The organism is Bifidobacterium aerophilum (genome assembly GCF_010667685.1).
Taxonomy (GTDB): Bacteria; Actinomycetota; Actinomycetes; order Actinomycetales; family Bifidobacteriaceae; genus Bifidobacterium; species Bifidobacterium aerophilum.
The window spans coordinates 78,062-91,832 of the sequence record NZ_WHZW01000003.1 but is presented as its reverse complement, the minus strand read 5'-3'; the positions used below and the strand labels follow the sequence as shown (position 1 = coordinate 91,832).

Genomic DNA, 13,771 nt, shown 5'->3' with positions numbered 1-13,771 from the left:
GCCGTTTTCCCGCATGGCTGCTGTGCCGGCCGTGCGAGGAGCTGTCTCCAAAACGATTATGGGGCATAAATCGTCATGGTGAGACATGGAATATGAGCACGTCATGATTTCATCGATGCGATCATATGGTGTGGCAGGAATCCTCCACGAAGAAGTGGTTGTTCCTCAGCGTGCGGTGGATTCGCGCTGGACAAGACGGTAATTCGCGACCAGCCGCCGTGGGGCGGTCGTCTCGGACGGGCGCTCGATGCGCGAAACGAGCAGGTCGAGCGCCTTGCGCGCGTAGTCGTCATAGTCGATGTCGACCGTGCTGATCGACGGTGACGTATACGCCGCTTCGAGGATGCCGTCGAACCCGATGATCGCCACATCGGAGGGCACCCGTACGCCGCAGTCCGTAAATCCGCGTGCCGTGCCGATCGCCAGCGCATCGTTCAGGCAGAACAGGCCGTCAACCGGCAGACGATCATCCGTACGCCGCGCCGCCAATCGGTGCGCCGCTTCGCGTCCCGACTCGAAATCCCACGGACAGGCGATCGCCATATCCGGTTCGAACTCGATGCCGGCCTCATCCAACGCCGCCAAGGCCCCGCGCAGCCGTTGCGCGCGGAATGCGGAGTTGCCATCCGCATCCGAGACCGCCTTATTCCGTGCATCCTCGTGCGCGCCAATCCCCAGAATCCCGATCCGCCGGCAGCCGACCGCGATCAGATGCCGCACCGCATCCCGCGCCCCTTCGAAACTCGGCGTCACCACCGCGTCGAACAGCGGCTCGTCCGCGAAATCCTCGCACCACACCATCGGTTTCGTGCCGATATGCGACTTGATCTCCTCCGCCGACACCTTCGCCGGGCTGAAGATCAGGCCGTCGCAGAACTGGCTCGTCGTACGTTCCAGCGCCTGCAACTCGCCTTCGCGCGAATTGGCCGTTTCCTGAACGATCACGCGCAACCCGCGCTCGCCGGCCTCACGCGTGATCGCCGCCGCCAGCCGCATCGGCTGCGCGGCTTCCAGCGCATATACCGCCACGCCGATCACGCCGTTGCGTCCGGCCTTGAGGATCCTCGCCGACAGATTCGCCGTATATCCCAGCTCGCGCGCCGCCGCCCGCACCCGTTCGACCGTTTCCGTCTGGAACCGGGTATCCCCGCGAAGAATGTACGACACCGCCGACGCCGACACACCGGCCCGTGCCGCCACATCCCGCAACGTCGCCATGTCTCCTCCTTCGCCGTCGCGCCCGGAACCGGGCTGGATCGCACAGCATCATCGTAGTGCATCACCGCATCACCCCACCCGGCGCTTTGCGCCACCCTCCCCTTCAGGGGAGGGAAGAGGTGATTGGTGGTGGTCTTTTCCTCTCTTAACCGAATCCCGACTCCCTCTGCGTCACCTCGCCCGGCGCTTCGCGCCACCCTCCCCTTCAGGGGGGGCGCCGTTCGCGTTTCCGAGGATCGGGCTTCGTTGCGGCTTGCGGACCGGCCGGTTTTTCCTTCCCCTGAGGGGGAGTACGTCCTTCCGCCACGTCCATAGTGCGGTGCCCGCAGGTTTTCCCTCCCCTGAAGGTGAGGATGTCAGCGAAGCTGACGGGTGGGGTGCTACGGCGCGGAAATGCCGTTCATAACACGGCATCGCACGGCGGCCCGAACCTGCCATACCTGCCCGCATTCCATACCCGTATGACCGCAAAAACGTTGGGGCCCGGTTCGTGTGAACCGGGCCCCAACGCGAGAAAGGAGAAAGGAGAGAGAAGAGAGGAAGAAGATGTTCAGTTGTCGCGGCCTGTCCGGCCGTGATTCCCATATAACCGCACGTTCCATGACGTAGCGTGCGGTTTGTCTGGAAATCCTCTGGGAATCACGCGGTGAACTCGACCGCCGCCCACGAGACGGCAGGCAAAGCGAAAGTCAGCGTGCCGGCATCCACCGTCGTCACGTCGAGATCGCCCGGCGTCACGGCGTCCGTGTCCTCGGCCGTGTTCTGACGGTACGGATTGTCGTCGTGCAGGATCCGCGTGCGCGTCACGGTCATGTCTCCCGCGTCGGACAGTCCGTCGAGCGAGACGGTCACGTCGTGCGCCGCGCCGAGATCGCAGTTCACGGCAAGCAGCAGGCCGCGACGCGACGCGGCATCCCACGTCACCACCGCGTCGATCGCCGCCACGTCGCCGTACGACTTGGTCGCCACGGTCGGCGAGTCGATCGCCGGCACATACACGTCGCCGCGCGCGTGGTTCGCGGCTTCGGCGAACGGGTAGAAGATCGTCTGCTTCCACGCCTTGCCGCCATCCGGTTCGGCCATGATCGGCGCGATCACGTTGACGAGCTGCGCGCGCGACGCGGAACGCACACGATCGCAATGCTTGAGCAGCGTGATCATCAGCGATCCCTCGACCACCGCGTCGGCCGCGGTGTAGATGTCCTCGAGCAGGTGCGGCGCGACCGGCCAGGCCCCGTGATGCAGTCCGTTCGCGGACTCCTGTCTCCACGCCTCCTCCTGCTCGCCCCACGCATCGGAGTACCACACGCCCCATTCGTCGAACGACAGCGCGATGTCCTTGTCGCCGTGGTTCGCAGCCTTCGCGGCGTCCGCCTGCTTGGCCACGGTGTCGATGAAGTACGTCATGTCCTCGGCCGACGCGAGGAAATCCTGCAGCTCCACCGCATCATGCGTGCGATGGCCGCGATCCATGTAGTACGCGTGCGCGGACACGAAATCGAGGTTCCGGTACGCCTTGGTGAGCACCTTGCGCTCCCATTCGCCGAACGTCGGCATGTGCGCGTTCGACGAGCCGCACGCCACGAGCTCGAGACCGGATTCGGCCAGCTTCATCGCGTGCGCGACGCGGTCGACCGCCGCCGCGTACTCGTCCGGGCTCATGTGACCGACCTGCCATGGGCCGTCCATCTCGTTGCCGATGCACCACATCTTCACGTCCATCGGCTCCTCGATGCCGTTCTTCACGCGGCGGTCGGCCAGCTCGGTGCCGGCCGTACCGTTGACGTACTCGAGTTCCTCAAGCGCCGCGTGCAGCCCGCGCGAGCCCATGTTCACGGCGAGCATGATCTCGGTGCCGGACTTCTGGCTCCAACGGTAGAAGTCGTCGATGCCCATCTGGTTGGTTTCGGTGCAGTGCCATGCGAGGTCGCGGCGTACCGGGCGCTTCTCGCGCGGACCGGTGCCGTCCTCCCAGTTGTAGTTGGACACGAAGTTGCCGCCCGGATAACGCACGCAGGTCACGCCGAGCTCCTTGACGAGGTCGAGGACGTCCTGACGGAAGCCGTTTTCGTCGGCGGTGGGGTGGCCGGGCTCGTAGATGCCGCCGTAGACGCATCGGCCGAGATGTTCGACGAACGAGCCGAACAGGCGGCGGGGCACGTCGGCGATCGGTTTGGTGCCGGTGAGGCTGACGGTTGCGGTGTTGGTTGCTTCATTGCTCATGTGATACTGCTCCTTTGCGTGGGATGATGGACGATGACTGAGCGGATGCGATTGCGGTGATCGTCATTGGTGGAACGGCCGCGATTGAGTCCGCGTATCAATGACGGGACTCAGTTACAGTGGTGATTCATTCAGTTAACGACCATAACCGAGTCCGGATATGAGTAAGGGGACTCAGTTACGGCTGTTGCAAGACGGAAAACGACCGTGCCTGAGTCCCGATGATGGATCACAGCGCGAACGCGGCCTCGACGGCGTCGTATTCGGCCGCGGTGATCGGCAGGATCGCGCCGTGGCGCTTCTTCAGCCCGCCGAAGTCGATGTCGTCGGCCATGGCCCAGTCGGCCGGATCGCTGCTGGCGAGGTTCGCCGAGCGGAACGGCAGGTAGCCCTTGGCTTCCGCGTACTGGTCGCACATCAGGCCGAACCTCATCTCGCGGCCGTTCACCGTGCGCACGTCCGCGTCATTGTAACGGAACAGTTCCGGGCCTTCGAGATAGAACCACGAATAGCGGCCGTTGCCGAGGATGCTGGTCAGCGATCCGACGTACGACCATGCGTTCGGATCGTCGGTGCGCAGCACCTCATAGGCGCTCGCGTACGGATTGCGCGTGCGTTCGATCGTGATCTCGGAATCCTTGGACGCGCGGTACCACCAGCCGTCGTCGTCGCGCAGCATGGTCGAGTCGATCACACTGTTCTTGCGGTCGATCCACTTGACCGGATCGGAGAACGTGACGAGATCCTTGGAAGTCGCGTAGTACATGTTCGTGCGGTCGCCGAGCTCGTTGTCGAGCGGGTTGCCCGGCTCGTCGACGTTGGTCTTGGTGGCCCAGAACACGATCCACTGCTGCTTGTCCGGATCCCAGTTGGCTTCCGGCGCCCACGCCATGCCAGCGCCCGGAATCTTCGAGGCGACGTCGACGAGGCGCGGCTCGCTCCAGTGCACGAGGTCGGGGGAGTCCCAGATCACGAGGCCGGTCGATCCGTTCGTGGTCGCGCCGTCGTGCGGGCCCCAGCCGCCGCGGTAATGGATGGACAGATCGGTGGCGACGATGTGGAAGCCGCCGTTCGGGTCTCGCGTGATGTGCGGGTCGCGCGTGCCCTTCTCGCCGCCGAGCCAGGTGAGCGCCGGCTTGCCGGCCGGGCGCAGGTCGTGCCACGTGACGCCGTCGCGGCTCAGGGCGAAGTACAGCTGTTCGTCGGTCGGGGTCTTCTCGTCGCCGATGAAGTGGACGAAGAGGTACGCCTCGGTTTTCGGGGTGGATTCGGTCATGGATTGATCTCCTTGTTCGGATGGGTGATGTTGCAGTGATGCCTTGGGTTCAGTTGAGGGGGCCGTCGGATGCGCCGGTCGATTCGCGTGCGACGAGCTGATAGCCGATCGTGGCGCGCGACGGCGCGGTTTCGTCCTTGCCGTGCGTGCGCTGTTCGATGCGTCGGGTGATCATGTCGAGCGCGAACTGCGCCAACTGGTCGAGGTCGACCTGGATGGTGCTCAGCGTCGGCGTCGAGTACGCGCCGAAACTGGTGCCGTCGATGCCGATCACCTTCACGTCGTCGGGCACGCGGATGCCGCGGTCGGACAGCCCTCGGATCACGCCGAACGCGCCGTAGTCGTTCGCGCAGAACACGCCGTCGAACGGCGTTGCGGCACCGTCCGCGCGGGCCGCGAGAATCTCGTCGGCGATCGCGTGTCCCGCTTCGATGCCGCGCTCGCTGTTGTAGGCGTTGAACGTCACCGACTCGTCGTACGGCAGTCCCGCGTCGAGCAGCGCGCCGCTCGCGCCCCGCAGCCGCAGTCCGTACGATGTTTCGGCGTGGGCGAGTTCGGTGCGCGGCGTGTATCCGCCGCCGACGATCGCGATGCGCGTGCAGCCGCGTTCGATGAGATGCTGCACGGCGGCGCGCGCGCCTTCCTCGTTCGGGAAGTTCACGGTGTCGACGCTGGGCGTCTCTTCGCAGCCGTCGATGAGCACGAGCGGGCGGCCCGAGTTCATTTTGGCGAGCGGCAGGTTGGTGCCCAGACCGGACGCGTGGATGATTTCGCCGTCGAACAGCTGGCCGGAGAACGGGTTGGCGGACAGTGCCTGCTTGGCGGCGTCCGGCGAGTACCGGGTCTGTTCGACGAACGGCGTGAGCCCGCGCGCGGTGGTGGCGTTGGCCAGCGCCTGCACGAGCTTGGAGTAGAACGGCGAGTCGAATTCGTTGACGATGATATGGATGATGTTGCTGCGGCCCGACTTGAGCATGCTGGCGGTCAGATTGATGCGGTAGTCGAGCCGTTCGGCGGCCTCGATGACCTTCTGTCGGGTGGATTCCTTGACGCCGGCCTTGCCGTGCAGCGCGTTCGACGCGGTCATGGGGGAGACGCCGGCCGCTGCGGCCACATCACGCAGTGTCGTTTTGTCGTTGCCCATGTCGAGTCTCCTTTGCATCTGCCTTTCGGGTGCGGACGTATTAATCATATGTAACGGTATTCAAAAAAATATGGTTTGTAAAATCGCGAGTTTCGTATCGTAAATGTTGAAATATCAAGCGACTCGCTGAAAACGGCCTCAGTTGTCGCGCTACAATTTTCGAATAAAATATGTATCGGTACATAACACAACGCGGTATCCGATCAACGAAAGCAGGGAACAACATGGCATCACTCCCGCAGGCATGGCGCCCGCCGATGGGCTGGAACAGCTGGGATTCCTACGGAACCACCGTCACCGAAAGCGAGCTGCTCGCCAACGCGCGATTCATGGCCGAACACCTCAAGTCGGCCGGCTGGGACACGCTCGTCATCGACATCGACTGGTACGACCCGACCGCGCGCGCCCACGGCTACAACGAGAACGCGCCGCTCATCCTCGACGAATACGGCCGCCAGCTGCCCGACCCGGTACGCTTCCCGTCCGCCGCGAACGGCCGAGGATTCGCGCCGCTCGCCGCCGCCGTCCACGATCTCGGTCTGAAGCTCGGCGTGCACATGATGCGCGGCATCCCACGTCTCGCCGTCGACAAGAACCTGCCCGTGTACGGCACCGAATACACCGCGCGCGACGTCGCCGATCTCGACCACGTCTGCAAATGGAACCCCGACAACTACGGTCTCAACCAGCAGCATCCCGGCGCGCAGGCCTGGTACGACGCGCAGCTCGACCTGTTCGCCTCTTGGGGGCTCGACTTCCTCAAGGTCGACGACATGCAGACCCCGTTCCACAGTGACGAAATTGCCGCATACCATCGCGCGATCGCCAAGGCCGAGGCCAAGTACGGCCGTTCGATCGACCTGTCCCTGTCGCCCGGCGGCTGGGTGGCGACCTCGTACGTCGACTTTTTGCGCGAGAACGCGCAGATGTGGCGCATCTCCGACGACCTGTGGGACCGCTGGGAGGATATCTACCAGCAGTTCGCGCGGCTCGCCCGCTGGGCGCCGTTCCAGACGGCCGGCCACTGGGCCGACGCCGACATGGTGCCGTTCGGCCACATCGGGCTGCGCGCCGAACGCGGCGACGACCGCCAGTCGCGACTGACGTTGGACGAACAGAAAACGCTGCTCGCATTGTGGTGCATGGGCCGCTCACCGCTCATGGTCGGCGGCGACCTGCCGACCAGCACGCCCGAAACGATCGCGCTGCTCGCCAACCCGGCGTTGCGTGAGGTGCTCGCCGGATCGACCAACAATCGCGAAACCGTGCGCGAACGCATCTTCAAGCACTGGTGGGAAGACAACTCCTACCGCGGCGAATTCATCGTCTGGGCCGCCGACGCGGCCGACTGGGCCGACGGCACGCCGTCCGCACATCGCGGCGGCCACTATGCCGCCCTGTTCTGGACCGGTGACGACGATTTCGAGATCGGCGGCAACATCCAGCTGCAATCCATCGTGGGATTGGATGCGCGTGAGGATGGCTGGAAACTCACCGACCTGTTCGCCGGCGCGCCGGGTGCCGCCGCCGACGTGCGCATCGAAGGCAAAGGCGCCGACCGCATCATCACCGGCACGATACCGGCGCACGGCGCCCTCTGGATCGCCCTCGACCCGATCGCCGCATAACGGAGCGTCCTGCGCGCCGCGTCGGACTCGACGTATTGATATACGCCTTCGTTCGCCGCGGTGCGCAGGCCGCACGCGTTATGCGACGATCGGTCTGCGCGTGGTTGCTTAGAACGAATAACGGAGCGTCCTGCGCGCCGCTGCGGACTCGACGTATTGATATACGCCTTCGTTCGCCATAGGGCGAATTCCCGAAATTGTTGCGCTGACGGGGACTTGGCGCAACCATTTTCGGAAAAGAACGGCTTCGGCCTGAAATAGTTGCGCTGAGGTATTGCCGGCGCAACTATTTCCGGATGGGTGGGCTTGTTTCCCGGATGAGTGGGCTTATTTCCCGGATGAGTTGCGCTGGGATGGCATCAGTGCAACGAACTTCGGAGAAGTGGGCTGATCTCCCGAAATAGTTGCGCCGAGGACGGGATGGTTGGCTGCCGACCGTCCATGTCCTGCGAAGCGGGACTTCGGAGAAGCCAATGAAGCGCGATCCCGGAGGAGTAAATAAGGCGGCTAGACGGAGGTCTCGCCCGCGTCACGTGAAGCGCGACTCGCGGTTACCGGGCAATTCGGATAGGTCTCGCCCCCATCCGCGTCCGTCACGCGGATTCGCCGATGATGAGGCGGGAGCGAGCGGTTTCGATGCGCGGCGTGCGCGCCCGCCCCGGATGCTTGATCTGGTCGATCAGCATATTGACCGCCTTCGTGGCCGTGTCCTCATAATCGATTCCCACGGTCGTCAGCGTCGGCACCGTGAACGGCGGCGACATCACGCCGCTGCCGAAAATCCCGTCGTGACCGAACACCGCCACGTCATCCGGCACGCGCACGCCCTCATCGTGCAGTCCGCGGATCAGCCCGTACGCGACCAGATCGTTCATGCAGTAGAACACGTCATACCGATCGACCGCCCGCGTGCCGTCGTCGCCGGCCGCGCACAGCGCATGCGCCGCCTCGATGCCGCCCGCAACGCTCCAGTTGCATTCCGTGAAATCGCCGTCGCCGCCCAGGCCATTGGACTGCATCGCCTCCATGACGTACCGGATGCCGTCGTTGCGGCCGCTGGTATCCGGGTCGTTCCTGTCGAACGCGCGGCCGCCGACCACGCACGCATGCCGGTACCCGCGTCCGCACAGGTAACCGAACGCGGTGCTCGCGCCGGACGCCGCCGCGCCGCGTACGGTGTCGAACAGCGGCTCGGCGGCCGGATAGTTGAGCAGTACGGTCGGATGATTGCCGAGCATGCCGCGCAGATGCCGGTCGTCGACGTTGTTGACGTTCAGGATCAGCCCGTCGCACAGCGTCGCGTTGATCTGCTTGAGCACGTCGGATTCCGTGGTGGACGAATACCCGGTCTGCTGGATGACCGTGCGCAGGCCGTGTTTGCCGGCCGCGTCGCACACCGCGCTCACCAGATTCGTGTAATACGGGTGCAGGATGTCGGGCACCATGACGGCGATCGCGCCGGTGCTGCCCTTCTTCAAAAACCTGGCCGACAGGTTCGCGGAATAGCCGAGCTCGCGGGCGGCGGCCAGCACCTTCTCCTTGGTGGCCGCCTTGACGATGTCCTCGCCGCGCATCGCCGCGCCCGCCGTGCTCATCGACACGCCCGCCAGGGCCGCCACATCCTTGAGAGTCGCCATACTTCACCGCTCGATCATCATCGGAAACCACGTCGACGACCACTGTACCGCACGCTGCGCGCACAAGTCGAATCGTTGCGATTTGTGGTGAACAACGTGGCGTGACGTATCGCGCATCGCGCCGCATCGACGCACGTCACGACGCAACGGCCGTGGACTCGCGCTCGATCAGGCGGAAACCGGCGGTGACGCGCTGGGGGAGCGTGACAGGCGCATCGCCGAACTTGCGCAGCATCATCGAGACGGCGGTCGTCGCCATGCCCTCGTAGTCCAACGCGATCGTGGTGAGCGTCGGCACGCTCCAGCCGCCTTGCGGCACGCCGTCGAACCCGGTGACGGCCACGTCCTGCGGCACGCGCAGGCCGGCGTCGGACAGCCCCCGGATCACGCCGAGCGCGATGTCGTCATTCATGCAGCACACGCCGTCGTACCGTTTGCCGGACTTCGCCAGCGCGGCGAGCCGGTGTCCGAGTTCGATGCCGCCGTCCGGCCCCCACTCGCAGTCGATCATCGTGCTGTCGTCGTACAGGTCCAGCTCCTCGAGCGCGCGGACCGCAGCGTCGATGCGTTCGTATCGCGCGCGGCTGCTGTTCTGCTCGTCCTTGACGGCGCGGTTGGCCACGACCGTGCCGATGCCGCCGGCCGGTCTGCCGGACGGACGCGCGTCGCCGGGTCTGCCGGATGCCTGACCGCGCCGACGAACACCGCCGACCGGCGCGGCCCCGGCCACGCAGATGTGCGTGCGGCCATGCTCGGCCAGATGTCGGATGGCCTTGTCGATACCGTTTCCGCTGGGCGCGTTCACCGTGTCGAACGTGATGTCGGCGCTGTAGTCCTCGAACAATACGGTCGGATGCCCCTGCGTGAGCTCGGCGATCTCCCGGTTGCTCACGCGCGCCGGCAGCATGAACAGTCCTTCGGACAGCGTGTCCTCGGCCTGGGCGAGCACGCGGCGCTCCATCTGCGCGTCGAAGTTGGTCTGCTGGATGACGAGCTGGTAGCCGTTGCGTTCGACGCAGGTCTCCATCGCACTGGCGAGCCGGCTGTAGAACGGGATGGAGACGGTCGGGATGGCGAGCGAGAGGATGCCGGTGCGCCCCGAGCGCAGGGCGCGCGCCGAGACGTTCGCGGTGTAGTTGAGTTCCTGCGCGGCCTTGAGGACGCGTTCCGCGGTGTTCGGGCGGACGAAGTCGAGTCCTCTGAGCGCTCCGGACGCGGTCGACGGCGAGACGCCGGCTCTGGCTGCCACTTCCTTGAGGGTGACCATGGTTCTCTTCCCAGCCTTCTGTTGGTGCGTGCGCGGTGACGCGCGCGCTGCGGTGACCGTGCGACATCCGTACGCAACGATGCGGTTTGCGGCGTTCGTTGCCTGGAATATCCCACGATGACGGTGTTGGCGATCGGACACGTTGTCGAATCGCTTCGATTGTGTGCGATGGTATTCGTGAGTATAGCGCATAATCGTAGCGATGCGGAAGTAGGGCGTGTTGATAGACACGGTGGTGACTATATCCGAAAATCGTTGAAATTTAGCGGTTTTCCATATTTTTCACTGCAACACGCCGAGCGGTGTGCCTGGTTGACGGATCGCATCGAATCGATTTAGAATCGCAGCGTTGCGAGTTTGAAGATGACTCGCAGAACAGTGTCCACGCGGGAACCGGATGTGCTATACGATTTCCGCGCAAGAGGCACCCAGCGCCTCCGAACGCAGAGGTCGGAGGCATAGGAAAGGAAAAGGAAATGGCACGCAGAAGTGTGATCACCAAGGCGCTCGCCGCCATCGCCGCCGTCGTGACGCTGGGATCAATGGCCGCCTGCGGCAGCAGCGACAAGGCCGCCACCACCGAGGACGGCAAGCCGATCGTCACCATCCTGATCGTCAAGAACACCAACACCGACAAGGTCACCAACATGCAGTGGGCCAAGGACCTTGAGAAGGACGCCGGCGTCAAGATCGAATGGAAGGAAGTCACCGACGACCAGTGGGGCCAGCAGAAGAACCCGTCCATGAGCGCCGGCGAGATCGAGGACATCTCCCTGCGCGCGTTCAACCCGGACGACGCCGCACAGTTCCCCGACCTGTTCGAGGACTTCAGCAAGGACATGGACAAGCTGCCCAACGTCAAGAAGTTCTTCGACGAGAAGCCCGACGCCAAGAAGCTCGTCGCCGACCCCGAAGGCCACATCTACAACCTGCCGTCCTCCCGCGGCAAGGCGTACTCCGGCTCCGGCCAGAACATGATGATCAACAAGGCCTGGCTCGACAAGCTCGGCCTTGAGGTACCGAAGACCTGGGACGAGTTCGAGAAGGTCCTCGAGGCGTTCAAGAACGACGACCCGAACGGCAACGGCCAGGCCGACGAGATCCCGATGAACATCCGCAAGCTCGACACCGGCGGCTTCGGCTGGTACAGCCCGATGCTGCTGCTCAACTCCACCGGCATCGTCACCGGCTTCAACAAGGGCCCGAGCGCTCAGGGTATCTACGTGCAGGGCGGCAAGGTCAAGAGCTTCCTCGTCACCGACCAGTACAAGGAAGTCATCAAGTACTACCACGAACTCATCTCCAAGGGCCTCATCCCGGCCGACTGGTCCACCAAGGCCGATGACGCCTACTACGCCGACCAGACCAACGACGGCAAGACCGCCAAGACCGGCGTGATCTTCGGCTGGTCGCTCGCCGACTTCGGCGACCTGCGCGACCAGTACGAGGCGATGCCGGTACCGTCCGCGCCGGGCGTCTCCGCCGACAAGACCGTCTGGGACGGCTCCTCCAACGAGTTCGAGAACTACAAGTGCTCCGTCTCCGCCAACGCGAAGAACAAGGACGCCGCGCTCAAGGTCGTCAACCTGCTCTACTCCGAAAAGTACTCCGTGCAGCAGTTCGCCGGCTCCTTCGGCGACACGCTCACCGACGACGGCAACGGCAAGTACACCGAGGACGCCAAGAAGATGCAGGACCTCAAGGCCGACAACAAGATGCCGGCGCTCGCCGACCGTCTCGCCGGCTGGATCCCGGATTCGGTGACCATCGACGGCGACTACGACGCGGCCGACATCCAGGAGGTCAACAAGGCGTTCGACGAGCAGCGCTCGCACTTCGACCCGGTCAAGGACTACATGCCCGACTACGTGCGCGCCGACGCGACCGACTCCACCACGATCTCCAACAACAACACGCAGATCATGAACACCGCCATCCAGAAGACCGCCCAGTGGATGTCCGACGGCGGCATCGACAAGGAGTGGGACGCCTACGTCGAGCAGCTGAACAACCTCGGCCTGAACGACAACGTCAAGCTCTGGCAGAAGTGGTACGACACCTACACCAAGTGATGTCCTCGGCTCTGTAGCAGGAGCAAACTGATCCACGTATCCCTTTGCTCCCCCTTCCGGGGGAGCCGTCAGCCGCAGGCCGACTGAGGGGCGCAGAGGTTCTGCCCATCTGCCCCCTCAGTCCGCTTCGCGGCCAGCTCCTCCAGCAACTATGGACGGCCTTCGACCGACTGCCTGCCGGCTCGACTGTCGTCTCGCACATTGCCTACAAACAGCTCCGCTGTTTGCTGAACGGCAATGTCCTATCAGGGGGAGCAAAGGAAAAGGACAAAAAGAAAGAAACGACAATGTCTGCATCTCGTAAGACTGCGGCGACTACGGCTGCAGTACCGAACGGCGACGGAACCGCGTCCGTCGTCGACAACATCGAAGCCGCAAAGCACGCCCCTCTGGGCGTCAAGTTCGTCCGTCACTTCAAGCGTTACGGCGCCCTGTGGCTCATGAGCCTGCCGGCCATGATCTTCGTGGCCCTCTTCGCCTACGTGCCGATGTACGGCCTGCGCCTCGCCTTCTACAACTTCAACCCGAGCAAGGGCCTCATGGGCGGCACGTTCGCCGGCATGAAATACTTCAACCAGTTCTTCAAGTCCGGCATGTTCGTGCAGATCCTCACCAACACGCTGCGCATCTCCCTGTGGACGCTGATCATGGGCTTCATCGCGCCGATCATCCTTGCGCTGCTCATCAACCAGATCGGTTCCGTCAGGATCAAGTCGTTCGTGCAGACCGTCACCTATCTGCCGCACTTCATCTCCACCGTCGTCATCGTCACGATGATCAACATCTTCCTTGCCCCGAACACCGGTCTGCTCGGCCGGTTCTTCCCGGACACGAACCTGCTCGCCAAGCCGAACCTGTTCACCCCGATCTACTGGATCACCGAGGTATGGCAGCACATGGGCTGGAACTGCATCATCTACCTCGCCGCGCTTTCGAGCGTCGACCTCGCGCTGTACGAGGCCGCCAAGATCGACGGCGCCGGCCGACTGCAGCTCATCCGCTACGTCGACATTCCGACCATCATGCCGACCGTCGGCATCATGCTCATCATGAACATGGGCAACGTGCTCAACGTCGGATTCGAGAAGGTCTTCCTCATGCAGAACTCGATGAATCTGTCCGCATCCGAAGTCATCTCGACATACACGTACCGCATCGGCATCCTCGGCAACCAGTTCAGTTACGCGACGGCCATCGGACTGTTCAATACGTTGGTCAACTTCTTCTTCCTCGTGCTCGCCAACTTCATCTCGAAGAAGGCGTCCGACACGAGCATCTTCTAGCCCGGGCGAAGCGGAAAGGTAAG

The 13,771-nt window shown here is 63.8% G+C and carries 9 protein-coding genes; 3 read left to right on the top strand and 6 right to left on the bottom strand.

The window, feature by feature from the left end; all coding sequences use genetic code 11:
- Nucleotides 1-165 precede the first annotated feature (165 nt).
- From GFD25_RS01995 to GFD25_RS01980, 4 genes are all read right to left on the bottom strand, one after another.
- Nucleotides 166-1,218: a LacI family DNA-binding transcriptional regulator gene (locus GFD25_RS01995; RefSeq protein WP_163229456.1), complete on the bottom strand. Its 1,053-nt coding sequence runs from the start codon at nt 1,216-1,218 to the stop codon at nt 166-168.
- A gap of 639 nt (nt 1,219-1,857) precedes the next feature.
- Entirely contained in the window at nt 1,858-3,441 is a 1,584-nt protein-coding gene (locus GFD25_RS01990) for an alpha-N-arabinofuranosidase (RefSeq protein WP_163229454.1), read from the bottom strand.
- Nucleotides 3,442-3,670: 229 nt separating this feature from the next.
- Nucleotides 3,671-4,717, bottom strand: coding sequence for an alpha-arabinofuranosidase (locus tag GFD25_RS01985; protein ID WP_163229452.1), 1,047 nt, complete (start codon nt 4,715-4,717; stop codon nt 3,671-3,673).
- A 49-nt stretch (nt 4,718-4,766) separates the two neighbouring features.
- Nucleotides 4,767-5,861: a LacI family DNA-binding transcriptional regulator gene (locus tag GFD25_RS01980; protein WP_163229450.1), complete on the bottom strand. Its 1,095-nt coding sequence runs from the start codon at nt 5,859-5,861 to the stop codon at nt 4,767-4,769.
- Between the two features lie 257 nt (nt 5,862-6,118).
- Here GFD25_RS01980 and GFD25_RS01975 point away from each other — a divergent pair, with 257 nt between their 5' ends.
- Nucleotides 6,119-7,489 (top strand): alpha-amylase family protein, encoded by a 1,371-nt coding sequence (locus tag GFD25_RS01975; protein WP_163229556.1) that lies wholly within the window; start codon nt 6,119-6,121, stop codon nt 7,487-7,489.
- Nucleotides 7,490-8,082: 593 nt separating this feature from the next.
- Here GFD25_RS01975 and GFD25_RS01970 read toward each other — a convergent pair.
- Entirely contained in the window at nt 8,083-9,126 is a 1,044-nt protein-coding gene (locus tag GFD25_RS01970) for a LacI family DNA-binding transcriptional regulator (RefSeq protein WP_163229448.1), read from the bottom strand.
- Nucleotides 9,127-9,262: 136 nt separating this feature from the next.
- Entirely contained in the window at nt 9,263-10,393 is a 1,131-nt protein-coding gene (locus GFD25_RS01965; RefSeq protein ID WP_163229446.1) for a LacI family DNA-binding transcriptional regulator, read from the bottom strand.
- A 476-nt stretch (nt 10,394-10,869) separates the two neighbouring features.
- Between GFD25_RS01965 and GFD25_RS01960 the strand changes: the two genes are divergently transcribed.
- Together GFD25_RS01960 and GFD25_RS01955 are read left to right on the top strand one after the other, a co-directional pair.
- A complete protein-coding gene (locus GFD25_RS01960; RefSeq protein WP_163229445.1) occupies nt 10,870-12,465 on the top strand; it encodes an extracellular solute-binding protein in 1,596 nt (531 codons plus the stop codon).
- A 287-nt stretch (nt 12,466-12,752) separates the two neighbouring features.
- Nucleotides 12,753-13,748 (top strand): ABC transporter permease, encoded by a 996-nt coding sequence (locus GFD25_RS01955; protein WP_163229443.1) that lies wholly within the window; start codon nt 12,753-12,755, stop codon nt 13,746-13,748.
- Nucleotides 13,749-13,771: the final 23 nt, after the last annotated feature.

Coding starts and splice junctions, on each gene's coding strand:
- GFD25_RS01995 (WP_163229456.1), bottom strand. CDS start 1,218: ATGGCGACGTTGCGGGATGTGGCGGCACGGGCCGGTGTGTCGGCGTCG.
- GFD25_RS01990 (WP_163229454.1), bottom strand. CDS start 3,441: ATGAGCAATGAAGCAACCAACACCGCAACCGTCAGCCTCACCGGCACC.
- GFD25_RS01985 (WP_163229452.1), bottom strand. CDS start 4,717: ATGACCGAATCCACCCCGAAAACCGAGGCGTACCTCTTCGTCCACTTC.
- GFD25_RS01980 (WP_163229450.1), bottom strand. CDS start 5,861: ATGGGCAACGACAAAACGACACTGCGTGATGTGGCCGCAGCGGCCGGC.
- GFD25_RS01975 (WP_163229556.1), top strand. CDS start 6,119: ATGGGCTGGAACAGCTGGGATTCCTACGGAACCACCGTCACCGAAAGC.
- GFD25_RS01970 (WP_163229448.1), bottom strand. CDS start 9,126: ATGGCGACTCTCAAGGATGTGGCGGCCCTGGCGGGCGTGTCGATGAGC.
- GFD25_RS01965 (WP_163229446.1), bottom strand. CDS start 10,393: ATGGTCACCCTCAAGGAAGTGGCAGCCAGAGCCGGCGTCTCGCCGTCG.
- GFD25_RS01960 (WP_163229445.1), top strand. CDS start 10,870: ATGGCACGCAGAAGTGTGATCACCAAGGCGCTCGCCGCCATCGCCGCC.
- GFD25_RS01955 (WP_163229443.1), top strand. CDS start 12,753: ATGTCTGCATCTCGTAAGACTGCGGCGACTACGGCTGCAGTACCGAAC.